Source organism: Pseudomonas agarici (assembly GCF_900109755.1).
Lineage (GTDB): Bacteria > Pseudomonadota > Gammaproteobacteria > Pseudomonadales > Pseudomonadaceae > Aquipseudomonas > Aquipseudomonas agarici.
On the sequence record NZ_FOAR01000013.1, the window covers coordinates 128,004 to 153,029 of the forward strand.

Sequence of the window (25,026 nt, forward strand, 5' to 3'; positions counted from 1 at the left end):
AAACCCACAAGCTAGCGCAAGCGCCCCATCCTGCTCATGCGCCATCGTCCCCAAGCATCGAGTGCCTGGCCGCACACATCGTCGAAGGTCTCAAACTTTAAAGCCGAGCAACAGCGCACCGAGTACCAGGTAAACGCAAAACAGGCCACGCAGGACTTTCTCGGGCAAGGCATAGGCCACTTTCACCCCCCAACCGATACTCATCAGGCCACCGATGGCCATGGGGATACCCATGTGCCAGTTTACCTGGTTATGCGCCGCGTAAGTCACCAGCGTGACGCAGGTGCTCGGCAATGCCAAAGCCAACGACAAACCCTGGGCCACCACCTGTGACGTACCGAAGACACTGGTCAGGAACGGCGTGGCCACCACCGCCCCGCCGACCCCGAACACCCCGCCCATGGTCCCCGATGCCGCGCCCAACACACCCAACCATGGCCACGGGTAACGCAGGTGCGCCGACACCGGGGATTGCACCATGAACAGCCGCACCAGATAGAACAGCGCCAGGGCCAGCAGAAAACCGACAAACCCCAGGCGCATGCTGCGCGGATCCAAGCCGACCGCCCAAAGAGCGCCCAACCAGGCAAAACAAAAACTCATTAGTACCAGCGGCAGCGCATGGCGCAGTTCGATGCGATTGCGCTGGTGATAGCGATACAACGCCAGCACCACATTCGGTACCACCATGACCAACGCCGTGCCCTGGGCCAACTGCTGGTCGAGACCGAACAAAATACCCAGTACCGGAATCGCGACCATGCCGCCACCGATGCCGAATACCCCTCCCAACCCGCCCATCACGACGCCCAGCAACAGATACTCAACCCATTCGATCACAGATGCCTCCCCACTGGGTACCCTTCATGCCACACAGTCCGCTCTAACGTGCAAACGCACCACAATGCGCGATGGCGATGCCAATCTCGCACAAACAGTTAGCTTAAGTTCGGCTGCCACACAGCCCAATTGATGGCTGCGCTGAAAAGGCTGGATGGGATCGGTCCTTATCTACAATCAACAGCCGTCGCATGCATCCTTGAAATACCAGACGCCCGATGTGGTGCATCGGGCGTCTGGAGACTGAAGCAGAGGTAAACCTATTTTTCCGGACCCGACAATCAGATCACCTGGACAATCGCCTTCACCACCGCTTCGATATTGCGCTGGTTCAACGATGCCACGCAGATACGCCCGGTATCCAGCGCGTAGATGCCGAACTCGTTCTTCAGGCGTGCCACCTGCTCCACCGTCAGGCCGGAGTAGGAGAACATCCCCCGCTGGCGACCGACAAAGCTGAAGTCACGCTTGGCGCCGTACTGAGCCAGCAGGTCGACCATCTGCATGCGCATGCCGCGAATCCGCAGGCGCATTTCAGCCAGCTCCGATTCCCACTGGGCACGCAGCTCAGGGTTGTTCAGCACAGCCGCGACGATGCTGGCACCGTGGGTCGGCGGGTTGGAGTAGTTGGTGCGGATCACACGCTTGACCTGGGACAGGACACGGGCGGTTTCTTCTTTCGATTCGCTGACAATCGACAGCGCGCCGACACGCTCGCCGTACAACGAGAACGACTTGGAGAACGAGCTGGAGACAAAGAACGTCAGCCCAGACTCGGCGAACAGGCGCACAGCGGCGGCGTCCTCGTCGATGCCATCACCAAAGCCCTGATAAGCCATATCCAGGAACGGTACCAGATCCTTGGACTTGATCACTTCCAGAACGTCCAGCCAGTCGGCCGGAGTCAGGTCGACACCGGTCGGGTTGTGGCAGCAGGCGTGCAACACAACAATCGACTTGGCCGGCAGCGCATTGAGGTCATCAAGCAGACCTGCACGGTTCACCCCGTTGCTCGCGGCATCGTAGTAGCGATAGTTCTGTACCGGGAAACCAGCGGCTTCGAACAGCGCACGGTGATTTTCCCAGCTCGGGTCGCTGATGGCGACGGTCGCGTTGGGCAGCAACTGCTTGAGGAAATCGGCGCCGATCTTCAATGCGCCGGTACCACCGACCGCTTGAGTAGTGAGCACGCGACCGGCGGCGATCAACGGCGAGCCTTCACCGAACAGCAAGGTTTGGACAGCTTTGTCGTAGGCGGCGATACCGTCGATCGGCAAGTAGCCACGAGAAGCATGCTGCGCCACGCGCTGGGTCTCGGCGTCGGCAACCGCACGCAACAGCGGAATTTTCCCACTTTCGTCGCAATAAACACCCACCCCCAGGTTGACTTTGTCGGTACGGGTATCGGCATTGAATGCTTCGTTGAGGCCCAGGATAGGATCGCGTGGTGCCATTTCAACAGCGGAGAACAGGCTCATTATTGCGTCAGCTCTGAATGGGGGTGGAGGGGGTGACAACGCTCCGGCCGATTGCACTAGAGCGGTGCACAAACGGGGAGCTAGTATAGAGCCCATAACCGGCAAGGGCGACCGACTAATGCCGGATTCCAGCAAGTTTTTTGATTTATTTTACGACCGCCAATCGAAATGCAACATTAACGTCCGACAGGCGTTTGCCTTGAAAGCCGTCGGACGCAACACCACATCTAGGCTTATCATGCTTTTTCCCTGCAACCTGCTGTTGCAGGCGATCTTTTTCGTTGCTGCGCGGCTTGCCGGGCAGGCGTGACCCAGAGGTACGTTATGTCCCAATTCCAGCTCGTCACCCGCTTCCAGCCCGCCGGCGACCAGCCCGAGGCAATCCGCCAGATGGTCGAAGGCATCGAGGCTGGCCTGGCCCATCAGACCCTGCTTGGGGTGACCGGCTCGGGCAAGACCTTCAGCATCGCCAATGTGATTGCCCAGGTACAACGCCCCACTTTGGTGCTGGCCCCGAACAAGACCCTGGCGGCGCAGTTGTATGGCGAATTCAAGGCGTTTTTTCCGAACAACGCTGTCGAGTACTTCGTGTCCTACTACGACTACTACCAGCCAGAAGCCTACGTGCCCTCATCCGATACCTTTATCGAGAAGGATGCCTCGATCAACGACCATATCGAACAGATGCGCCTGTCGGCGACCAAGGCTCTGCTGGAGCGCAAGGACGCGATCATCGTCACCACGGTATCCTGCATCTACGGCCTCGGCAGCCCCGAGACTTACCTGAAGATGGTCCTGCACGTGGACCGTGGCGACAAGCTCGACCAGCGCGCCCTGCTACGCCGCCTGGCCGACCTGCAATACACCCGCAACGACATGGACTTCGCCCGTGCCACTTTTCGCGTGCGCGGCGACGTGATCGACGTCTACCCGGCCGAATCGGACCTTGAGGCGATTCGCATCGAGCTGTTCGACGATGAAGTGGAAAGCCTCTCGGCCTTCGACCCGCTGACCGGCGAAGTCATCCGCAAACTGCCGCGTTTCACGTTCTACCCGAAGAGCCACTACGTGACGCCACGGGAAACCCTGCTCGGCGCCATCGATGAGATCAAGCTGGAATTGCAGGAACGCCTGGAATACCTACGCAACAACAACAAGCTAGTGGAAGCTCAGCGCCTTGAGCAACGCACCCGTTTCGACCTGGAGATGATCCTCGAACTGGGTTACTGCAACGGCATCGAAAACTACTCGCGCTACCTCTCTGGCCGTGAATCCGGCGCACCACCACCGACTCTCTACGATTACCTGCCCGCCGACGCGCTGCTGGTGATCGACGAATCCCACGTCAGCGTTCCGCAGGTCGGCGCCATGTACAAGGGCGACCGCTCGCGCAAGGAAACCCTGGTGGAGTACGGCTTCCGTCTGCCCTCGGCACTGGATAACCGACCGATGCGCTTCGACGAGTGGGAGGCCATCAGCCCGCAGACCATTTTCGTTTCCGCGACCCCTGGCAACTACGAGGCCGAACACGCTGGGCGAGTCGTCGAACAAGTGGTACGCCCCACTGGCCTGGTGGACCCGCAAGTGGAAATCCGTCCGGCGCTGACCCAGGTCGACGACCTGCTCTCGGAAATTGCCAAGCGCGTGGCCGTGGAAGAACGGGTACTGGTCACGACCCTGACCAAGCGCATGGCCGAGGACCTGACCGACTACCTCGCCGACCATGGCGTGCGCGTGCGTTACCTGCACTCGGACATCGACACCGTGGAGCGGGTGGAGATCATCCGCGACTTGCGCTTGGGTGCTTTCGATGTACTGGTGGGGATCAACCTGCTGCGCGAAGGCCTGGACATGCCGGAAGTCTCGCTGGTGGCCATCCTCGATGCGGACAAGGAAGGCTTCCTGCGTTCCGAACGTTCGCTGATCCAGACCATCGGTCGCGCCGCGCGCAACCTCAATGGCCGGGCGATCCTCTACGCTGACCGGATGACCGGCTCCATGGAACGCGCCATCGGTGAAACCGAGCGCCGTCGCGATAAGCAAATCGCGTTCAACCTGGCCAATGGCATCACCCCCAAAGGGGTGTTCAAGGATGTCGCCGATATCATGGAAGGCGCCACCGTGCCCGGCTCGCGCAGCAAGAAGCGCAAGGGCATGGCCAAGGCTGCCGAGGAAAACGCCCGCTACGAAAACGAACTGCGTTCGCCGAGCGAGATCACCAAGCGCATTCGCCAGTTGGAAGAAAAGATGTATCAACTGGCCCGCAACCTGGAGTTCGAAGCGGCTGCCCAGATGCGCGACGAAATCGGCAAGCTGCGTGAGCGTTTGCTGACGGTGTAGACCGGCACGAGCAGGCCCACACCCATGCCTATATCCGCATCGAGCGCAGCCTGTTCGGCGAATGCCATCAACCCCCGGCCCAGCCCGCACCCTCGATATTCCGGGCTGAGCGCCACGTTAGACTACAGGCTCGCGGATCTGCACCCGGATGCCGGCCACTCAATCGGTGGTGGAGGAAAGCGCGGCGGAAGCCCCGGCCCACTGGTAGGTCTTGTGGGCCGCGCAACGGGTATCGGCGGCCTTGGAGCGGTCGAAGACGAATTCGAACGTCACCGCCCCTTGATAATCCGTGCGCACAATCCGGTTGATGTCGAGCATGTGCCAACTACCATCCTGTTTCAATGAGTCCGGCGAGTGATAGACATCACTGCCCCTGACCACCCCCTGCCGGTTCAACGTATCCAGGTGAAAATTGATATTGGCCTTGTTGCCGCCGCCCTGGCCGTCGCTGCGGACAATCCGGTACCGCACGGCACTGACATCGAAGTACGCGGTGCTGCCGGCAGAGGCGAACACTACCCTGGCCTCCAGCTCGCCGCGGAAGCGGCCCACCGAGCAGGAAAAATAATCGGTGCGATTGCCCACCAACAGCTCCGCCGGGGTGGACTCGATGCCATCGGTGGCGGTGGAAGATGCGGCGATCCTTTCCCTGGACTCCAAACCGGGTCCCAACTGCGCGTGGGTGATACCAGCCGTGACAACCAGACCTGCGCACAGCAATGTACTGAATAAACCTCTGACAGCTCTCATCATGAATTCCCTTTGAACGATTCGAAAACTCGGGTCCGTCTCCACGGCCCGATTCGGGCGAGGCTGTTATTGGCCTTCACCCCATCGACTCATTCAAGCCAAAACCGCCCAGACCGGACAAGAGCACAACCGAGCCGTGGCAGGCGGGGGGAATCCGATCCCGGTGTCGGAGTCGGGTCGACCCTATGCCGGTCGTCAGCCCTCGCGCCGGGCAGCCCCAAACAGATGGACACTCTGCAGCTCACCCGCTTGCACCACCAGGCGAATCGGCGCGGTGCCACCGGGCATGCTGACCCGGACTTCGCCCGCCGTGACCCAGCCAACCCGCCAAGCCGCACAGGCCACGGCACTGGCGCTGGTTCCCGAGGACGCGGTCGGCCCTTCGCCACGCTCGAACACCCGGGCCTGCAGGTGCCCAGCTCCCTCGAGCGCCGCCCACTGCAAATTGACGCCGGCCGGGCAAGGTTCTCCAGCGCCCACGGGCGGCGCAAAGGCAATCGCGGTCAACCCCGGCTCCAGAGCCGGCCCAAGCATCTGCGCATTGCTCGGTAGCGCTGAAACCTGATCGACCAGCGTCACGCAATGGGGATTGCCGATCCGCACGAACTGGCTGTGCTGCCAGGCAGCGTGCAGATTCGCCAGGCCAGTGACATGGCTCAAGCGGCGGCCATTCAATTCGGTCTCCTTTTCACTTACCGCAGCGACCGCCACCGGACCGAAGGCCGGTTTGCCCAGCGCCAGCCAGAAGCCGTGGATCCCCTCGATCTGTGCCGGCTCGACCGCTGTCACTACGGGAGAGTGGCTGCCAGGTTGATCATGATGGACCCGCAAAAGGCAACTTTCCCGAGGCGACAGCAAGCCACTCTCGGCCATGGCCTGAGCGAAAATCGTCAAGCCGTTGCCGCTGCGCTCCGCCAGGGTGCCATCGGTATTGACGATCAACAGATCGAACGGTGCTTCGGACTGGAACGGCCCCACCAGCAAGCCATCGGAACGATGGTGCTTACCGCCTCGGCCGGACGCTTGAGCGTCCCAGCCGCACAGCGCCGCCACCGCCTCCGCGCTCCAAGCCGTGCGCAACGAGGCCGCCAATGCCGGATCCGCCGGCACAGCGAGGCCCAGACCGCGCACTTCAGCAGGACTGGCCACAGCATAGATATTCCCGCGTGCGTCGTAAAACCTCGGCATACACCCTCTCTCGAACCGTTCGCTCAAACCCGTCAATGTAGTGGTAAAACAGGGTTGCGAAAGCATTTTTCCGCGAGATTGACTAGGCTCCTATCCGTCGATGCTCCGCTGTCAACGACGCGAACCCTTATTTTTCGCAGAGGACCCACCATGAACGGCAAGGACCCCGTGACAGAACTTTACCGTGAAGGCCGTAAACAATTTATCGAGTGGGTGCCTGATGGCGGCGCCCGTTTGGATGCGCTGTTTCATAGCGCACCGGCACTGGCTGAGTTGGCGGTCGGCGTCGTCTACGGTCATCTGCACGAGCGCCCCGGCCTCGATCCCCGCTTGCGCGAAGCCGCAAGCTTCGCTGCCATCGTTGCGGCGGGCATGGTTGGCCCCCCGCTCAGCGTGCATTTCCAGACCGGTCTGGCATCGGGACTGGCGGCGGGCGAATACGCCGAGCTGCTGTTACAGACGGCAGCGTTCTGCGGTTTTCCCAAAGCCGTGGCAACCGCCGACCAGCTCAACCGCCTGTTCGCCGAAGCAGGTATGGTCTCGCCACCCGCCAGCCCCCCGAGAGCGGTGGTGTTGGCATTCTGTGAGGCGGTGCGGGAAAATCGCAGCCACTTGCCGATCTCACCCCAAGCGCGGGCCCTGCTGGGCAAACCTCATCAACTGCAAGTGAGCGCCACGGCGGCGGACCGGGTACTGGTGGAGTGCTACCAGAAAGGTCATCCCGCCCCGCGCGGCGTACTGCAAGTTCGCGTCGACGGCGAACAGGTAGTCGCCGTGGTGCTGTTCACTCCAGAGTAGGACTTGACGCACCGGCCACAGCAGTGCAGCACGCCGATAATCCCACTCACCGCAAAATGAGCAGCGGGTGTCACCAGGGTATCGGCTCAGAAGCCCACATCCAGAATCACGTTGTCAGTATAGACTCCGGCTGGCGGCGTATTCTGGTCGGCGTAGACCTTGGCGTTATAGTTGAACACCTGGCTGCCCAGGCCCAGACCATTGCCAGGGTTGACTTCAGCATCGTTGCTCGAACGCCGGGCCGAGCCGACATTGCCCCAAACTGTGGTTCCAGCGCTCTTGAAGATGTCGTAGGAAAGAAAGTTGCCTGCCGAGACCATCCGCCGCCGACCGCCGCTGGTGTTCTGGCCGGGGTCCAGGCCGACTGTGTAGGGGCTGCCCTTGGTACACGACACATTGATGGTCTGGTTGATCGTACCGAAGGCACTGATCACCGGCGCGCCACCGAAGCTGATATTCGGTGCGCTGATCGTACAGTCGTTGTTGACGGTCATGTTCACCGTCAGGATGGCGGTGCCGGTGCCGGTGTCACGTCCCAGGCAGATACCCAGCGCGCCGAGACCGGAGCAGTAGTCCCAATCCCAGTAGATGCTCAGGGTCTCTGTGTAGATTCCCGCCGCAACGTTACCGCCAATGATCGTCCTCAGATAGATCGGCACGGTTTTTGGCGTCGATCCACCGAGCAGTCCCAGCAGATCAATGATCCCATTACGGGCAAAATCATAGCGCGTGTTCCGTGCAATCAGGTAGGCCGCACCGGTGTTATTGCTAGCATAGAGGTTGTAGTTGATGACGTCGCCAGTGGGACCGACCATGCCAGCGGTACTGGAAGTGATGGTGGCATAGAAGTGATCGTTGAGGGACAGCAGGGTCAGCAGCGAACCGCTACACCTCAACCCGGCGTTGGTGCTCGAAGTCGATTGGGCCGTAGTGCGCACCAGAATCGAACTCACCGGGCCAAAACCCGCTGGCGTTGTGTCGGTCACCGAGCACAGTGCCTGGGCCTGCGACACTAACCCACTCAACAATAGACCCCACAGACAGCACACCTTCACTCGACACCTCCCGTGCCTATCGACAGACCAACGGACCGATCAGCGGCACCTGCTCGGCGGACTCCGGCATGCTGAACTGCACTCGGCAGCTGCCGCCGTCGACCAGGCTCACTTCCAGGCTATTGCGCAATGCCAGGTTCTCCAGATAAACCAGGCCATCCCAACCCACCACCGCCGACGCTCCGGTCTGCTCATGGAATACATGGGCACCCAGCGGCAGCGGTTGATTGCGGGCATCCACCAGAACGATGCTGGCGGCAATAATCCGCTTCAATGGGAAAGCCAGCAGGTAGCCGCCACCGCGCCGAACCGCCACGCGCTGCTCCACGGTCGAACTCTGGACGTTGGCCGGCAGGTTCAGCGGATCGATTTCGTATTTGCCGCGGTAGTAGCCGCTGCTCCAGGGCACCAGCAGGCGCCCGGACTTGTCGGTCTCGCCCACCAACTGGTTTTCATAACGAACCGGAACCTTGGAGTAACCGTCGGTGCTGACCACCACAAACGCGTCGTTGATACGATTGGCCGCGAACACCTGCTTGTCCATCCACACCAGCGAACCGCTGGCATCGGCCCAACGCGTCTGGGTATCGCTGCCGCCGTAGACGCCGGCTTGCAATTGCACCGACTGCAAGCGCCAGGTCAGGTCGGCCTGACGGTAATCGGCCCCCGAACCATGGGCGTAACCGAGGGTGTAGCCCACGCCGCCCTGAGTGGGGACGGAGCGACTGTAATGGATCCGCTCGCGACTCATCCCGTTCTTGTCACGCTCGACACTCATGCTCAGGCTGCCGTTGAGGTCGAAAGGGATCACCACCTGGGCCTGCGTCGCCCAGTGGCTGTCGCCAATTGCGCGGTTGGCCGATAGGTAGAAACTGCTGCCGCCCAACAGCGGCCGGGTCCAGGTCAGATTGAGTAACCGGGTACGGGATTCATCGGCCGCACGAATATCGAAATAACCGGTGCCCAAGCTCCCCCAACCGCCAAGATTGAGGCTGGCCGTGAGCTGCTCGCTACGTTTGCTCAGGCTGACATAGGAGGTGTCGATCACCGTCAGATCGGCATACTGGTCGTGACGTTCGATTCGCTGATAAGACAGGCTGTAGTGCTGGCTGCTGTATTGGTAGCCCAAGCTGACTTGCCGACCCTGGCGACCGTCGAAACGGCTCTGGCTGATGGCGCCGTTGAATACACCGAAATGACTCAGACGCAGATTGCCGCCGACACCGCCGAGGGTCAGTTCACTGGCTGCTTCAGCATGGCTTTCCAGGGTGAAGCTGTCGCTCAGGCCATAGCGTAAGCTAGCAGAGGTCACACCCGAGCCGTAACCGAAATCCCGCTGGGCATAGTCCCGGCGTAAGTTACCGGCGGCCACCGAAAAGTCCGACAACCCCTCTTGCAGCAGGGTACTGGTGACGTAGAACGGCACAGTGGTGGACACTTGCCGCCCAAGGGCATCGGTGGTCACCACTACCGCCTCCCCCGCACCGTTGATGAAAGGGATATTGGTCAACGTGTAGGGGCCGGGCTGAACATTGTCGCTGGACGACTTGAAGCCGTTGATAAACAAATCCACCGATGAAGGTACCGCCGCCTCCCCGGCGAACTGCGGCAACGGATAGGTCACCAAGTCTGGGCGCACGCCGAAGTCGCGCGACAGTTGCACCCCGCCCAGACGCACCGAGTTGCTCCAGGGCAAGGCGCCGCTGACCAGGTCGCCGGCTTCGTAGGTCAGAAGGCGTTCATCGTCGGAATAACGCCACGTGGTGTCGTAACGCAGATAACCGTTGTTCAACCCGTTGCCTGAGTTCGCGCCGAACCCCCGGCGGTACTGTCCGGTATTGGACAACGTCCCCCAAGTGTCGAACACCCGCACCTCGTTCCAGGCTGCCAGGTAAGTATCGGTATTATCGGTGTCATTGAGGTACAACTCATAGTTGAGCAGGGCACCGAAGCTGGTCATTGCCTCGGTGCGTGGATAGACCTGGCGATTACCGAGAAACTGTGCCGGCAGCCAGTGCGCCGGTACCGTCAGCAGCAGACGTTGGCCCTGGCTGTCGTACTCACTGTGCAGGCTCGGCAGATGGTCGAGGGCTACTTCGGCGGACACCGATGGCGGCAGCTTCATGCCGATCGCCTGGAGATCGGAGGCCGCCAGGAACAATTGGTCCTCCCGTTGGTTGACGACGACGACCTTGCCGGTGTCCATTTGGTTGACCAATAGTTCAAGGTATAGCTGCGCATCGCCCATGGCTTCCAGGCCGGCGGGCGGTGGCGGCAGCTCCCCGGCACCCACCCGAGGCATGAATACCAGCGAGCAGTAGCCCACCGCGATCCATGGCATAAAGGGGATAAGACGAGCCCACACTCAGCTCACTCCCTGCTCTTCATTGATCGGGCTTGATGCTCTGGACACTCGCCGCGCCGTTGACCCGCAACAGCAGCTCTTGGCCGCTGGCCAGGGACTCCGGCACCGGCCAGCGCATGATCGCACCCGGCAAGACATAGCCCATCAACCCCTCGACTACCGGTCGGGGCTGCCCTGCCTGCCTGACCGCCACATCGGTCAAGCGCGCATGCACCGCACCACGGTTACGGATCTCGATATAGGAGCGCCCGCCCTCGGCCACCTTGCGCCAGCTCAGATCCGGGATTCCGACACTCTTCGGATCACGCTGGCGCGTCAGGTCCTCTTTGCTCCAGAGCCCCGCGCCATAGGCGAACAACGGTATCGAGTAACGCATCTGAAACTGAATCGCCGCTGCCGTGTTGCCGTTCGAGACGGCGGCATCTGGAGATTTCGCCGAGGGGATTTCATCGATGATGATGCGATAGGCCTGTTCCCGCCCCAGCGGCATCTCTCGGGTCCGAGTCAGGCGCACCAATTGCTTCTGGCCCGGCTCGATGCGCGCCACCGGCGGGCTGCCAATCACCTCGCGTTGATTCTGGTACTGATCGTCGAACCCGCTCTGGCTCCAGGCGAAGACCCGGACCTGCAGGTTGGTGGTTTCATTGCCGCGATTCTCCAACCATAGGGCACTGGCCTGTTGATCGGCCTCCAACACCGGATCGATCGGCCAGATCAGCACCGAACTAGCCGCCCGGACCTGGCCCGCACCCAACAAGACCAAGACCATCAGTCCGTAATGCGCGGCCTGCAAGCACCGCCTGGGTGAACACATACGCAAACTCCTTGTCGCTTCCACTAAACCGCCCTTACCAGGACAACTGCACCTGCAGTACATCGCTGTAGGTCCCCGGCGGCTGATTCCCCGGTAAAACCACCCTGCCGTAGATCGGCAGACTGATGTTGTTCGCATTGCCGTAGACAATATTCACGCTCTGGCTGATCCCCAGCGCCTGGCTCAAGCCAGCGTCGCTGAACAACTGATAAGCCACCTGGGCCGTGCCACTGTTGAGCTTGAGGTGACGGCCGCTGCTGTTATTTTGTCCACCATCCACGCTCATACTCAGGCTCACCCCTGGCGTACACTGCAATTGCACGCCACCGGTCAGCGAGATAGACACCGCACCGGTCGACAACGCCGAATAGCTGCCGTAGTTCAGGTTGCCGTAGTGGGAGCCCCCGCCCACCACCAGGCAACCGGCGATAATGCTGGCGCTGACCTGCAAACTCGCACTGGTGACCGCTGCCAGCGGCAACGACAGGCTACTCGCGCAGGCCAGTAGTACGAGCGCGCATCCACGGCGAACCACCGCACTCAGAAGCTCAACTGCACGGAAATGGTGTCGGTGTAGGTTCCCGCCGGCAGCCCGGCTTTACCCACCGCCCTGCCCCAGATATTGATGGTCTGGGCATCGCCAGTACTGGACGCCAGGTTGATCACGCCATTGCTCGCCAGAAGGTCGTTGTATCCAGAATCGGTGTAAAGATCATAAGGCACGAAATTGGCGACCCCGTCGTACAGGGCTCGGGTTCCACCGCTGGACTGCCCGTCATGCAAACCGCTCTGGATAGTCACAGTGGGCGTGGTCCCGGACGAGCACTGGATCGACACCGCGCCACCGCCGTCGGCCACCAGTTGCGTGCCAATATTGGTGAACAGACTGGTCGTGGTACCGAAATTCAGCGTACCAAAATTCAGGTTGGCGGAACCGGCCCCACCATTGACCAAGCAACTGCTGGTCAGGATCAGGGTAGAACTGATCTGCCCCGTGACAGTGGTCGCGGCATGGGCAGCGCCTGCCACTGTCAGGCCAAACGCGGATAAAACGAAACGTGAAACAAGTTGCCGCATGATGCTCATCCTCTATTGAGTTACCAGTCCAACGTGACCGTCAGCGTGTCGCGGTAAGTGCCCGCCGACAATGTGTTGATATTCGCCACCATCGCGCCGTAGACCGGAATCGGCTTCCAGGCTCCACCGTCGACGGCGAAATTGCGTTGTTGTCCGATGCGGTAGCTGTCGATGCCGGCAGCATCGACCGTGAGTCGGTAAGGGATCGTCTGGCGTCCGTTGCTCAGGCGTCGGATGGTGCCGTCACCGTTGACCCCTCCGTCGATGGTCACGGTGAAACCGCTGACCGAGCTATTGCAGGCGACTTGCAGAGCCTCGTCGTCACTTCGGATATGGGCATTGAGTGGGCGAGCCCAGATTGGACCCGGACTACCGAAATCCAGTCGGCCGAGGTGGCTGGGCCTGTTCGTTCCGGCCACGTTCACCTCACAGGCAGGAGAAATGACCAGCCGAGCCTGGATAGTCCCAATCATCATCGCATCGGCGGCGTCCGCCAGAAAAAACAGGAGCCCTAGCACTAGCGCCGGGCGTTTGAGGTGTTTCATATGTCGATCCTACTTCCATGAGGATAAAGCCGATTGACCAGCCAATCGGCGGCGGCATTCCTTTTCCTACCTGGCTCCGCTCGACGGAGATTGCCTGCCAACGCCCAGGGTAGGCCGCATCTCTACTCGCAGTCGCAGGACCAAGGCAGGACGCCGTACAGTGTGCCCACAACGACCGAAACCAGAGATCGATTCACAACGATGACTTGCGACAGGTTAGCAGTGAAGGACAAAGCTGTCAGTCAATTCAAAAATAAAATTGTCTTTTTTTGGTAATTTTCTTTGTAAAAGCCATAAATAGCACTATAAAAAACCTCAAAAAAACTATACAAGCATTATAACTACGTACACATTTGATGAGATTCATACAATCACCCCGAGCATTAAAAATAGCTTAAAAACAAGCATTGCCGGCCATATGCCTTCATTGTGTTTATATCCGAGCCCACACATGGCGACCGAAACCGCCTGACCACCTTCTTCGACGATTGCCGATTGCTACATCTTGTATGGTTAAATCAGCACGACCGTTGGCAAACTAACCTCGCGTCATCTGCGGCACATACTTGTGAGGACGTCATGTCCCAGACGTTCAGGACTTTCACCTAAGGGGATCTTCTCCGTTGGCCGCTCTCCCTCCTCATCGCCCTGGCGAGAAATCCCGCTGGCTGGCCCTGCGCCGTTTTTTCGGCAAGGCCCTCTCCGACGAGGCTGGCGCGGTAGCACCGCATCATGAGGTGCAGGCGTATTTCCAAAACAAGGCCAACCATCAGGGCTATACCCTGAGCCACAGCCAGCAGCAGGTCATCGAACGCATGGCGCAGCAGGCCACGTCGCTGTTGCGGGCCTCGCCTCGCCAGCGCAGTCTGTACCTGCATGGTGCCGTCGGCCGCGGCAAAAGCTGGCTGCTGGACGGCTTTTTCCAGGCCGTGCCGATTGCCGAGAAACAGCGCCTGCATTTCCATGACTTCTTCGCCCACCTGCACCAGGGCATGTTCACCCATCGCCAGGCGCCGGATGCTCTCGGTGCCACCCTCGACGACCGACTCGAGGGCTGTCGGCTGCTGTGCTTCGACGAATTCCATGTCCATGACATCGGCGATGCCATGCTGCTTACCCGGTTGTTCAAGGCCTTGTTCCAGCGTGGTGTGTTGTTGGTGGTGACCTCCAACTACCCACCCCAGGGCCTGCTGCCCAATCCGCTCTATCATGCCCGATTCAAGCCGGTGATCGACCTGATCACCGCCCGAATGGACATCATGGAAGTCGGTGGCCCCCGCGACTATCGCAACCAATCGCCCAGTCATACCCAACAGCAATTCACCCATGGCCAGTACATCTGGCCTGGCAGCCTCGAACAACGTCACGCCCTGCAATTGCCGGAGCGCCGAGCCGCAGCCAGCGCCCTGACCGTGGGTACACGCCAGCTAACGGTGCGCCAGAACCATGATCGCCGCGTACGCTTCGAATTCGCCGATCTGTGCGAAGCACCCACGGCGGTGATGGACTACCTGGAGCTGTGCCGGCGTTTCGACACCTGGATCATCGACGAACTACCCTGCCTGGAAAATTGCTCGATCGCCGCCCAGCAGCGCTTTATCAACCTGATCGACGTCCTCTACGATCAGGACAAGCGCCTCTTGCTGATCGGCGCGCGCTCACTGTGCGACAGCCTCGGCGGCCATGCCATTGACCTGGCACGCACCCGTAGCCGCCTGAGTCAACTGGTCGAGATCGGGCCGGGCGCGTCTGGGTGATACGACAAGCCAGCGCGCAGCGCCGCAACCCGACAACATTGCTATCATGGCGATGCTTTTTTCGATGATCGTGACGAGTACTCAAGCCTGCTTATGCATACCCTCGCCCAACTGCGCGCCGGCCAACTGACCGGTATCAAGCGCCTCGACCTGTCCTGCGGGCTGACCGAGTTTCCCCGGGAAATCTTCCAGTTGGCCGACTCCCTGGAAATTCTCAACCTGAGCGGTAATCGGTTGAGCTGCCTGCCGGACGACCTCTATCGCCTGCCGCATCTGCGCATTCTGTTCTGTTCCGACAACCTGTTCAGCGAATTGCCCGTCTGTCTTGGCCAATGCGTCCAGCTAAGCATGGTCGCCTTCAAGGCCAATCGCATCGAACACGTGTCGGCGGCGGCATTACCGCCACTGTTGCGCTGGCTGATCCTGACCGACAACCGCATCGGCGAACTGCCCGATGAGCTGGGCCGCCGCCCGTTGCTGCAAAAACTCATGCTGGCGGGCAATCGCCTGCGGCAACTGCCGACGACCTTGGCCCATTGCCACAGGCTCGAACTGATCCGCATCGCCGCCAACCAGTTGAGCGAATTGCCGCAGTGGCTACTGACCTTGCCCAGCCTGGCCTGGATCGCCTATGCCGGTAATCCGCGACTCGATCACACCGGCGAGGTACTGGCCACTGATACCACGCCAAATATCGACTGGGCACGCTTGCAACTTGGGCAACGGCTGGGCGAAGGCGCTTCGGGGGTGATCAGCCAGGCCCTATGGGTCCAACCTTCGGCACCGGCCAAGGCGGTGGCGGTCAAGGTGTACAAGGGCAGCATGACCAGCGACGGCTCGCCACTCAATGAAATGAATGCTTGCATCGCAGCCGGGCCGCACCCGAACCTGATCCGGGTCGAGGGTCGTATCGTCGATCATCCAGACAACCTGTCGGGGCTGGTCATGGAACTGATCGATCCACGATTCACCAACCTCGCCGCGCTGCCCAGCCTCGACTCGTGCAGCCGCGATGTCTATTGCCACGATACCCGCTTTAGCGCCGGGCAGGTCCGACGCATGGCTCGCGGGATCGCCTCGGTCGGCGCGCACCTGCACCGCCTGGGCCTCTGTCATGGCGACCTATACGGGCACAATATCCTCTACAACGCCGACGGCGATTGCCTGTTGGGAGATTTTGGCGCGGCCTCGTTTCATTCGCCGACGGACAGCCCGCAAACCCGCGCCCTGCAACGGATCGAGGTGCGGGCGTTCGGGATTTTGCTGGGGGAGTTATTGGAACGGATCGATGGCAATATCGATCCGCGCCTGCTGGAAGCGCTCCAGGCCTTGCAACTGCGCTGCATCCAGCCGCAGGTGCTGGCACGTCCGGGATTCGAGGCGATCTGCGCTGAACTGGCCTGAAACGATCAAGCCCCTCGCCACAGGATCAGCCCACCAGACCGACGAACATGTCCTGCACGTCGTCATGATTGTCCAGGCCTTCAAGGAAGGCTTCGACTTCCGCCATCTGCTCGTCGCTCAAGCCGCTGACCGGGTTCTTCGGTTGGTAGCCCAGCTTGGCGGACAAGACGGTGAAACCTTGTTCCGGCAAGGCTTTCTGTACGGCATCGAGGTCGGTCGGCTCGGTGATGAACAGGGTCGCGCCCTCTTCGCCTGGCTCGAAATCCTGCGCGCCGGCTTCGATGGCGGCCATTTCCGGGTCCGCGTCAGGGCGCTGCGGCGAGGCCTCGATCAGGCCGACATGGTTGAAGTCCCAGGCCACCGAACCCGAGGCTCCCAGTTGCCCCTTGCGGAAGGCCACGCGGATTTCCGCCACGGTACGGTTGACGTTGTCGGTGACACATTCGACGATCAGCGGCACTTGATGCGGAGCGAACCCTTCGTAGGTCACGCGGTGGTACTGCACGGTCTCACCCAGTTGACCCGAGCCTTTTTTGATCGCACGTTCCAGCGTATCACGGGGCATCGAGGCTTTTTTTGCCTGCTCGACCACCAGGCGCAGGTGCGCATTGGTGGTGAGGTCCGCACCATTGCGCGCAGCGATAGTGATTTCCTTGACCAGCTTGCCAAACAGCTTGCCCTTGGCGTTGGCTGCGGCCTCTTTGTGTTTAACCTTCCACTGTGCGCCCATTACTCACTCTCTCGATCAGTGGCGTCGTGACATTTATTGGCCGACGCTTTGCGCGCAGTTTATACGGCAAAAAGTGACTGATCGACCAAAACCTGATAATCGCTACGACTCTGCTCAGATCATCGTAGGCAATTTCCCAAAAGCTGTTTTGCTCTGTCCAGGCGCCCGCGCCGTTTCGTACCCTCTGCCGCAAAATCCCCTATAAGAAGAGATGCAATGGCTCAGGACAAGGAACGACTGTTCTCACTGGCGATCTTCCCCTTCGCAACGCCTTTTCAGGTCATTCACTTCAATGGGCGTGAGGCCCTGAACCGGCCCTATCGCTTTGAAATCGAACTGCTGGGCGAGGACCCAGAACTGGATCTGCACGCGCTGCAGCAGCAACCGGCTTTCCTCAGCTTCGGGCAGGCGCAAGAAGGCGCCCATGGGCTGATCCATCAAATCAGCAGCCGCTACCTCAACCCGGATTTGTGTCACTACCGGCTGGTGCTGGGCCCGCGCCTGCAGCTTCTGGAACGCAATACCAGGCGCCGGGTGTTCTATAACCTGAGCGTCCCCGACATTCTCCGGCAGTTGCTCGAGAGCCATGGCCTGAGCGCTGCCGACTATCGCTTCGAACTCGACCAGGGCACTTACCCACCGCGCCCACAGTGCCAGCAGCACGATCAGGACGACCTGCAGTGGTTGAACCGGCTCTGTGAGGAGGAAGGCATCCACTATCACTTCGAACACAGCCCCGGCCAGCACGTCGTGGTATTCGCCGAAGATCCCCAGGCCTTTCGCGAGCGCCCCGGCGCCGTCCCCTACTGTGAAACGCTGCCTGCCCATGGCAAGCCAGTGATCAGCCGACTCCACGAACGTCACGCGATGCTCGCCCATCCCGACAACCATCGCACGCCCGTGATCGCTTATCCGCCCTGGTCGGAGCAACCCTGGAGCACAGCGCCAGAGCATGACGGCGCCGCCAATCAGGCGGCGGCCTATGGTCTGTACTCGGCGATTGCCGATCCGCAGCAACGCCATGCGCAACAGCGCAGCCGACGCACCCTGGAGCGGCTGCGCTGTGAGGGCCGGCAGGTTCAGGGCAGCAGCAACCTGGGGCAATTGCACTGCGGTGATGTACGCCGTCTGAGCGGTCACCCGCGCCCGACACTCAACGACCAGTGGTTGATCATCGAAGTCCAGCACTGGGGCGAGCAACGATGGCGGGGCGAGGCACTTGGGCGACTCACCGACGAATACGGGCAAGTCCCCTTGTCCGATGAGCACTTCGAGACCCAGGGTTACGGCAATCACTTCACGGCGATGCCCTGGGCCACACCGTTTCGCCCGGCCTTGCGCCAGGTACGCGCGCGGTGGCAGGGCTATCAGGTCGGCACCGTGCTTGGTCCGCCGGGACAATCGATACAGGCGGATGCCCAAGGGCGACTGCCGATCCAATTGCAAGATGCCTTGCACTCGGCGACCCACCTTCCCGGCTGCTGGATTCCCGTGGGCATTGCCGAAGGAAAAGCGCTGCCCGTGGGTAGTCAGGTGCTGGTCGATTGTGTCGACCATGACCCGGACCAACTAGTGATCTGCGGCTTTCTGGCCGGCAGGGACAGCGATATCCCAGCCGATGCCATGCCTGCGGATCAGCAGCCAACGCTTCAACCCGGCTCATGCAATCCCGCGGCGCGGCACCCTGCCACGGCGTCGGACGACCCCGCTGCACCGGGAGAAATCTACCTCTACGAACAACCACAGAACCCTGGCCGCTGCCTATGCGACAGTCTCTGGTACATCGTGCGCATGCCACGACCGGACCTCAAGGCACTGACGCGCATGGGCCGCGATGACATCCTGCTCGAAGGCCGCAGCGATAGCCGAGGCGTCGCCGCGCTGAGTCCAGACCAGAAACATCGGCTGGCGCTGGAGCTCAGCCATACCCCGGAACAGCTCTGGTTGCTCTATCCCGGGCAGTGCGTGGCCCTGCACGACTACCTGAGGCAACACTGGAGTCTCGCTCAACACCTGGCCCTTCTCCAGGCAAGCTCGAACAACAGCCCCGATACCTGCCGTGATGAACTGAACAGCGTCTATGAATGGTTGATTAAGCCGATAGGGCCGCACTGAACGTCACGGTGCTGTCGGTAGCCGATCATGTGCCGGTCGCGCAAGTCATCGGCGATGATTGGCACGGCAGAGATCCGAGAAGCATGGCTGACCTCCAGGGACAGTGCGATCCCTGCCCCTGAGGCCAGCCGCCTGAAAGTCAGGCCTTCTTGTGCTGTTCGACCCACTGGGCATAGGCATCGATAAAGGTCTGCAGGAACGCGGCGCTCCGCTCCGCCAGCTTGCCTGACTCATCGAAGGCGCTGCCTGCCCCACCAAAGTAGGCTTCCGGCTGCTGCATACACGGCACATCGAGGAACACCAGAGACTGGCGCAGGTGATGGTTGGCGCCAAAGCCACCGATAGCGCCTGGCGATACGCTGATCACCGCCCCCGGCTTACCGCTCCAGACACTTTTGCCATAGGGGCGGGAACCGACGTCAATGGCGTTCTTCAATACGCCAGGCACTGAACGATTGTATTCCGGAGTCACGAACAGCACCGCGTCGGCACCAGCGATCTGCTGGCGGAACGTCGTATAAGCTGCCGGCGGCACATCCTCGATATCTTCGTTATAGAGCGGCAATTCACCGAGCTCGACAATCTTCAATTGGAGATTGGCCGGTGCCTGATCGATCAAAGCCTGCGCGACCTTGCGGTTGAACGATTGTTTTCTCAAGCTGCCGACTAGGACAGCGACGGTATGGACATTGCTCATGGACATTCCTGATAGTCGGGATAAAGACGCCCCAGTATAGATGATCGAACGCCGTTATTCGAGAATCTTTCTCATCTCCAGCTCGGCATCGCCCTACACGACATTCAGAACCCGTAGGATGAGTGGACTATTTTTTCCACGCCGCAAAACTTCCCTCACCAAACAGGGGTCTACTGGGCGGTAAATCGAGCGTTCACTTCCAGAGGTTCTAAACAGATGGCCGCAGTACTCGTCGGACAATTTCATGCCAGGGACGCGGAAGGCCGTGTCTATTCCGTGCATGAGTTCAAGGAATCGATGCCTTCCGTTGACGGTTTGGCTGGCACGGAACCGGTCATCACCTACAAGCTCGCCATTGGCGATCGTGTCAACAAACTCGACGATCAGGAATTCCTGCTGGTGCAGTCGGGGATCACCATCATCCGCGAACCCGCGAGGGCCGTAGTCGATTCATAACTCATGGCTATCAGCCATTGCGCGAACTGCAGTCTTGCGAGCCAACTTGAGTTAGGATCAGTCCACTGACCTCCTCTGTGCTGGACATGGACTTCAAGCATGCGTTTACGCCATATCGAAGTAATCCAGGCCATCGTGCAGACCGGCAATCTCGGCACCGCCGCTGAGTTGCTACAACTGCCGGCCCCCACGCTCAGTGCAACCTTGCAGGAAGCCGAGCAGCAACTGGGCTTTCTGTTGTTCGCCACCGTGCGCGGGAGAATGCAGGCAACGCACGAAACCCGCGAGTTGCAACCGCTAATCAGTCGCTTATACCGGGAACTGGAGCCATTGCGGCGCCTGGCCGGCGATCTGCGCCAGCATCAGGCCCCGCCCCTAAGGGTGATCTGTACCCCGCCGCTAGCCCAACAACTGCTCCCGCAAAGCGTCGCGGCGCTGCGTCGACGCTTTCGCGAAACGCCCTGCACACTCTCGAGCCAGCACACCCGCGACATCGCCCGTGGCCTGCTGCTACGCGAAATCGAGCTGGGCCTGAGCCTGCACGACCCCGAACATCCGCAGATTCAATGTGAGGCACTGACCCAGGGCAAGCTGCAATTGCTAGCCCCTCACGGCTGGCTGCAACCCCGACAAAAATACATTTCCCTACAAGACCTGGCGGGACAATCGATGGTCGGCCTGGAGGAACAGGACACCCTCAGTCTGCTGCTCGATAGCAAGCTGCAGGCCTTACGTCCGCAGCCGGTTGTGCAGACGCGGGTGCAAACCTACCAGATGATGCGCAGCATGGTCGAAGCCGGGGAAGGCCTGGCGATCGTCGACCCGTTCACAGCCGTAGGGGCCAGAGCCAGCGGTCTGGATGTCTGCCCGCTGTCACCGGCCATCCCCATCACCCTGTATGCCCTGGTCTTGAAGGAGCACGAGCCTTCAGCCGCGCAGAAGGCTTTGTTGGAGATCGTCGGCGAAAAAGCCGAAGCAATGTTGGCACCGACCTGATCCGTGGATTCATTGACTAATAGAACTCACCACACAGGTCACTAGAACAACAGATACCAGAACAGCGCCACCTCGCAAGTCTGGGCATCAATTGCGCGATAGCGTAGGTGATCCATTCCGCCCAGCACATAACCGCAACGCTCGTAGAGCCGGCACGCCCCCAGATTGTTGTTCTGGGTTTCCAGCATGACGCCCGGCAGGTTTTTCTTATGGCTCCAGAACCGCACCACATCCAGCAGCGATTTGGCCACGCCATGGCGGCGCGCCTGCGCATCGACCGCCAATTCGTCAACATGGGCGAAGCCGTTCCAGTTGGTACTGACCACCACATGCCCGACTGCCCGGCTATCCAGATAGGCCATGAAAATCGCACTGTCCGTCGCCCCTCGATAGCTGGCGAACTCCTCGGGATCGATCCCATAGCACTTGCGATACGGCGTCACCGCGACCAATGGCCATTGGTCGACCCTGCGGTTTATCTCGGCCCGGCCATAGGCCTTGACTTCGAAACTAAAATCGCTACCCCAGATGTACTCGGAGAAGCCCTCGTCGGCCACCCGGACCGAGACCTCAGGGTCTTTCGGGTTCATGACTAAATGCATAGGGCGAACTGTCCTTAATCCTTGATGCAATCGACGGTATAGCAACGGCCATGACCGTCGTCTTCATGTTGCAGGCCGTGCACGTCCGCGACGAAGCCGGGAAAGCCGCTGTTGAAGGTCCGGGCGAAGGCCAGGTAGTCAATAATCGAGCGGGTTGCTTCGGTGAAACGCTCACCGGGCATGATCAGCGGAATGCCCGGTGGGTAAGGTACCAGCATGACGGCTGCGATCCGACCTTGCAGTGCATCAATCGATACGGCCTCGACCTCGCCACGGACCAGACGGTCATAGGCATCGGCCGGTTTCATGGCAACTTCCGGCAGCACGGTATACATGCGTTTGAGGTGCTTGGCCGTAGCATTGCTGCGATAGCAGCCGTGCAGTTGATCACACAGGTCACGCAACCCCATCCCCTGATAACGCGCCAGCCCCTGTTTCGCGACGGACGGCAGGCAACTGGCCAGACTGATATTGGCGTCGTAGTTACGTTTGAACTCCAGCAGTTCGGTGAGCAGAGTGCTCCATTTGCCCTTGGTTATCCCCATGGAGAACAGCACCAGGAACGAGTAGAGACCGGTCTTCTCCACCACCAGGCCGCGCTCCCAGAGAAACTTGCTGACCACCGCCGCCGGAATCCCGCGTTCGCTCAACGCACCGCCCGCCGTCAGGCCCGGCATCACCAGGGTGACCTTGATCGGATCCAGCAGGACATAGTCCTCGGCGACGTCGCCAAAGCCATGCCAATCGGCCTGTGGCTCCAGCAGCCAGTCTGCCGTCTCGATCCGATCGATGCCCTCCGCCCGCGGGGCCTGCCAGATGGTGAACCACCAGTCATCGGCAGCAATATTCTGCCTCAGATTAGCCAAGGCACGGCGAAAGCTCAGGGCCTCATCGAACATTTCCTGCAGCAGCGAGCGTCCCGCCGGGCCTTCCATCATCGCCGAGGCGACGTCCAGGGAGGCGATGATGCTGTACTGCGGCGACGTGGAGATATGCATCATAAACGCTTCGTTGAAACGGTCGCGATCTAACTGTCGCGCACCGCCGTCCTGCACATGGATCATCGAGGCCTGGCTGAAGGCCGCCAGCAGTTTGTGGGTCGAATGGGTGGTAAAGACCAGTGGGCTGTCCGGGGCTCGCGAGGTGCCCATGCCATAGCGCCCGGCGAAGAACTCATGAAAGGCCGCATAGGCATACCAGGCCTCGTCGAAATGCAGCACCTCGACACTGTTGCCCAAGCGCTGCTTGATCAGTTCGGCGTTGTAGCACAGGCCGTCATAGGTCGAGTTGGTGATCACCGCCAGCTTGACCTTCGGCGTGCGTCCCTGAGTCAGCGGGCTGGCATCGATCTTCGCCTGGATCGACTCCCGGCTGAATTCGCTCAGGGGAATCGGGCCGATAATCCCCAGTTCGTTGCGCTCCGGGCACAGGTATAGCGGGATGGCGCCAGTCATGATGATCGCATGTAACACCGACTTGTGACAGTTGCGATCCACCAGCACCAGATCGTCACGACCGACCATCGAATGCCAGACGATCTTGTTCGCGGTCGAAGTACCGTTGATTACGAAGAACGTGTGGTCGGCACCGAAGTTACGTGCCGCTCGCGCCTCGGCTTCGGCCAGCGGGCCGGTGTGATCCAGCAACGACCCCAGCTCCGGTACGGACACCGACAGGTCGGAACGCAGGGTGTTTTCCCCGAAAAACTGATGGAACGCCTGCCCCACCGGACTCTTGCGATAGGCCACGCCACCGCCATGACCCGGTGTGTGCCAGGAGTAGTTCGAGTCGGCGGTATGCTGCACCAGGGCACGAAAAAAGGGCGGCAACAGGCCATCCAGGTAATTGCGTGCCGCCCTGGCCACCTGCCGCGCCAGGAACGGCACGGTGTCCTCAAACAGATAAAGGATGCCACGCAGTTGATTGAGTTCGCTCATGGCATCGGCGGGTGCGTTTTCCAGGGTGACCTGCTCGCCCAGGGCGAAGATCGGCAAATCCGGCGCCCGGACCCGCGCCAGGCGAATCAGCTCGACCATGTTCTGCAGCAAGTGGGTATTCTCCCCGGCCCCCTCGGCTGCAATCAACATACAGGCCAGGCCATGGTGAGTCGAAGCGACCAGGCGGCCCTCGGCATAGTCGACGGCACCAAAGACACTGAAGCCGTCCTGCTCCAGTTCTTTGGCGATTCCCCGTACCCGATCCCCGGCGACAGTGTCCGCCTTGATATCGCGGTGCACGATCAGGATCGGAAACTTCAAATCCTTGTACATGGGCATTTCAATCCTGAAGCGACAGAACCTTGTCCGCCAATTCCTTCAGGGTAGAAGCTGTTTGCCCTACATGTGAACTGAAGCGAGACCTCTTGTAACAAAAAACCGCTGAAAAAAACACTGGGTCTCTTGTCGTTTCACATGGGTAGCCAAGGGAAGGCGCATGCCATGGGAACCACGTTCTCATCGTTTCTCTTGAGCTTGTCGAATCGAGACGCCAAGGCCCGGTAGTGTTTCAACCAGGCGAAAGCGCTCTCGACCAAATACCGACTTCAATAAAGACCTCTGTCCAGGTCTCTATTTGGAAAGCTGTTTCGGAAGTGGTCCAAAAGTTTCACAACGAGTTAACGAGTATTCAATTCGGCTAAATCGAAGGTCCGGTAGATTGGGTAGTCAAAGTTTAATTGCATTGGTTGTATGTGTAAAAGTGAGTTCGGCGAGGGTGACTTTTTCAATGGACGGTAGATCCAGCCTCGGCACTTAGCGTGTTGCATCGTGTGGTATGCGCCCACTGTGGCCGTTAAAAATACGCATAAGGGGTAGTGTATTTTTGCCTTTATCTTAAAAGGTGATTTTTATCTTTCTTCGAGTAAGCGCCTGGCTAAAGGTCATTGCCGAACATTCCTAGCTATTTTTGGGATGGATCTTACAGTCATTCCTTTTCCGCTTTGTTAGCGTCTACCTCGGTTTAAATTTATCAGGTTCGGCATGGCGCGAATGATTACGCCGTGAGTTGCCGTGCCAGCGCG

The 25,026-nt window shown here is 60.2% G+C and carries 23 protein-coding genes and 1 pseudogene; 8 read left to right on the forward strand and 16 right to left on the reverse strand.

From position 1 onward, the window contains the following. Positions 1-90: 90 nt before the first annotated feature. Complete coding sequence (locus BMX68_RS13985; protein ID WP_017131772.1) at positions 91-840, reverse strand: sulfite exporter TauE/SafE family protein; 750 nt, start codon at positions 838-840, stop codon at positions 91-93. Between the two features lie 281 nt (positions 841-1,121). Then, positions 1,122-2,318, reverse strand: coding sequence for an amino acid aminotransferase (locus tag BMX68_RS13990; protein ID WP_026013153.1), 1,197 nt, complete (start codon positions 2,316-2,318; stop codon positions 1,122-1,124). Positions 2,319-2,436: 118 nt separating this feature from the next. Here BMX68_RS13990 and BMX68_RS13995 point away from each other — a divergent pair, with 118 nt between their 5' ends. Next, positions 2,437-2,628: a hypothetical protein gene (locus tag BMX68_RS13995; RefSeq protein WP_017131770.1), complete on the forward strand. Its 192-nt coding sequence runs from the start codon at positions 2,437-2,439 to the stop codon at positions 2,626-2,628. Between the two features lie 14 nt (positions 2,629-2,642). Continuing rightward, a complete protein-coding gene (gene uvrB, locus BMX68_RS14000; RefSeq protein WP_017131769.1) occupies positions 2,643-4,658 on the forward strand; it encodes an excinuclease ABC subunit UvrB in 2,016 nt (671 codons plus the stop codon). Here the strand turns inward: uvrB and BMX68_RS26660 are convergent. The 3 genes from BMX68_RS26660 to BMX68_RS14010 form a co-directional block, all read right to left on the reverse strand. Then, a complete protein-coding gene (locus tag BMX68_RS26660; RefSeq protein ID WP_143063290.1) occupies positions 4,571-4,774 on the reverse strand; it encodes a GNAT family N-acetyltransferase in 204 nt (67 codons plus the stop codon). The two genes, uvrB and BMX68_RS26660, sit on opposite strands and share 88 nt — an antisense overlap. Positions 4,775-4,817: 43 nt before the next feature. After that, complete coding sequence (locus tag BMX68_RS14005; protein ID WP_026013152.1) at positions 4,818-5,408, reverse strand: hypothetical protein; 591 nt, start codon at positions 5,406-5,408, stop codon at positions 4,818-4,820. A 195-nt stretch (positions 5,409-5,603) separates the two neighbouring features. Beyond that, positions 5,604-6,596 carry a hypothetical protein gene (locus BMX68_RS14010; protein ID WP_017131767.1) on the reverse strand — a complete coding sequence of 331 codons (993 nt, stop codon included), beginning with the start codon at positions 6,594-6,596 and terminating at the stop codon, positions 5,604-5,606. A 150-nt stretch (positions 6,597-6,746) separates the two neighbouring features. Between BMX68_RS14010 and BMX68_RS14015 the strand changes: the two genes are divergently transcribed. Beyond that, on the forward strand, positions 6,747-7,394 hold the full coding sequence (locus tag BMX68_RS14015; RefSeq protein ID WP_074862287.1) for a carboxymuconolactone decarboxylase family protein: 648 nt from the start codon (positions 6,747-6,749) through the stop codon (positions 7,392-7,394). A gap of 86 nt (positions 7,395-7,480) precedes the next feature. Here BMX68_RS14015 and BMX68_RS14020 read toward each other — a convergent pair whose 3' ends face one another. Genes BMX68_RS14020 through BMX68_RS14045 form a run of 6 tightly spaced genes read right to left on the reverse strand, consistent with a single transcriptional unit; the run spans position 7,481 to position 13,250 of the window. Next, a complete protein-coding gene (locus BMX68_RS14020) occupies positions 7,481-8,419 on the reverse strand; it encodes a Csu type fimbrial protein (protein WP_248672818.1) in 939 nt (312 codons plus the stop codon). Positions 8,420-8,465: 46 nt separating this feature from the next. Continuing rightward, complete coding sequence (locus BMX68_RS14025) at positions 8,466-10,790, reverse strand: fimbria/pilus outer membrane usher protein (RefSeq protein ID WP_017131763.1); 2,325 nt, start codon at positions 10,788-10,790, stop codon at positions 8,466-8,468. A gap of 43 nt (positions 10,791-10,833) precedes the next feature. Then, entirely contained in the window at positions 10,834-11,628 is a 795-nt protein-coding gene (locus BMX68_RS14030; protein WP_026013150.1) for a fimbrial biogenesis chaperone, read from the reverse strand. Between the two features lie 34 nt (positions 11,629-11,662). Then, positions 11,663-12,163, reverse strand: a complete 501-nt coding sequence (locus BMX68_RS14035; RefSeq protein WP_017131761.1) for a Csu type fimbrial protein — start codon at positions 12,161-12,163, stop codon at positions 11,663-11,665. Between the two features lie 5 nt (positions 12,164-12,168). Further along, positions 12,169-12,705 carry a Csu type fimbrial protein gene (locus BMX68_RS14040; RefSeq protein WP_017131760.1) on the reverse strand — a complete coding sequence of 179 codons (537 nt, stop codon included), beginning with the start codon at positions 12,703-12,705 and terminating at the stop codon, positions 12,169-12,171. Positions 12,706-12,725: 20 nt separating this feature from the next. Further along, on the reverse strand, positions 12,726-13,250 hold the full coding sequence (locus BMX68_RS14045; RefSeq protein WP_017131759.1) for a Csu type fimbrial protein: 525 nt from the start codon (positions 13,248-13,250) through the stop codon (positions 12,726-12,728). Positions 13,251-13,873: 623 nt separating this feature from the next. Between BMX68_RS14045 and zapE the strand changes: the two genes are divergently transcribed. Both zapE and BMX68_RS14055 read left to right on the forward strand, forming a co-directional pair. Continuing rightward, entirely contained in the window at positions 13,874-15,007 is a 1,134-nt protein-coding gene (gene zapE / locus BMX68_RS14050; protein ID WP_017131758.1) for a cell division protein ZapE, read from the forward strand. Between the two features lie 93 nt (positions 15,008-15,100). Beyond that, entirely contained in the window at positions 15,101-16,411 is a 1,311-nt protein-coding gene (locus BMX68_RS14055; RefSeq protein WP_017131757.1) for a leucine-rich repeat-containing protein kinase family protein, read from the forward strand. Positions 16,412-16,436: 25 nt separating this feature from the next. Here the strand turns inward: BMX68_RS14055 and BMX68_RS14060 are convergent, their stop codons facing one another. Further along, entirely contained in the window at positions 16,437-17,141 is a 705-nt protein-coding gene (locus tag BMX68_RS14060; protein WP_017131756.1) for a YebC/PmpR family DNA-binding transcriptional regulator, read from the reverse strand. A gap of 216 nt (positions 17,142-17,357) precedes the next feature. On the opposite strand from BMX68_RS14060, the gene BMX68_RS14065 reads away from it, so the two are divergent. Then, on the forward strand, positions 17,358-19,256 hold the full coding sequence (locus BMX68_RS14065) for a type VI secretion system Vgr family protein (protein ID WP_017131755.1): 1,899 nt from the start codon (positions 17,358-17,360) through the stop codon (positions 19,254-19,256). Positions 19,257-19,395: 139 nt separating this feature from the next. On the opposite strand, the gene BMX68_RS14070 is transcribed toward BMX68_RS14065, so the two are convergent. Further along, the gene (locus BMX68_RS14070) at positions 19,396-19,953 is read right to left on the reverse strand and encodes an NADPH-dependent FMN reductase (protein WP_017131754.1); all 558 of its coding nucleotides are present in this window, start codon (positions 19,951-19,953) and stop codon (positions 19,396-19,398) included. Positions 19,954-20,169: 216 nt separating this feature from the next. On the opposite strand from BMX68_RS14070, the gene BMX68_RS14075 reads away from it, so the two are divergent. Together BMX68_RS14075 and BMX68_RS14080 are read left to right on the forward strand one after the other, a co-directional pair. Then, positions 20,170-20,409 (forward strand): hypothetical protein, encoded by a 240-nt coding sequence (locus BMX68_RS14075; protein ID WP_017131753.1) that lies wholly within the window; start codon positions 20,170-20,172, stop codon positions 20,407-20,409. Between the two features lie 99 nt (positions 20,410-20,508). After that, on the forward strand, positions 20,509-21,405 hold the full coding sequence (locus BMX68_RS14080; protein ID WP_017131752.1) for a LysR substrate-binding domain-containing protein: 897 nt from the start codon (positions 20,509-20,511) through the stop codon (positions 21,403-21,405). A 41-nt stretch (positions 21,406-21,446) separates the two neighbouring features. Here the strand turns inward: BMX68_RS14080 and BMX68_RS14085 are convergent, their stop codons facing one another. The 3 genes and pseudogenes from BMX68_RS14085 to BMX68_RS14095 all read right to left on the reverse strand — a co-directional run. Continuing rightward, positions 21,447-22,007 carry a GNAT family N-acetyltransferase gene (locus BMX68_RS14085; RefSeq protein WP_039792495.1) on the reverse strand — a complete coding sequence of 187 codons (561 nt, stop codon included), beginning with the start codon at positions 22,005-22,007 and terminating at the stop codon, positions 21,447-21,449. A gap of 14 nt (positions 22,008-22,021) precedes the next feature. Next, positions 22,022-24,277, reverse strand: coding sequence for an Orn/Lys/Arg family decarboxylase (locus tag BMX68_RS14090; protein WP_017131750.1), 2,256 nt, complete (start codon positions 24,275-24,277; stop codon positions 22,022-22,024). 137 nt (positions 24,278-24,414) lie between these two features. After that, positions 24,415-24,594, reverse strand: a pseudogene (locus BMX68_RS14095) (IS5/IS1182 family transposase); the annotation flags it as partial. Positions 24,595-25,026: the final 432 nt, after the last annotated feature.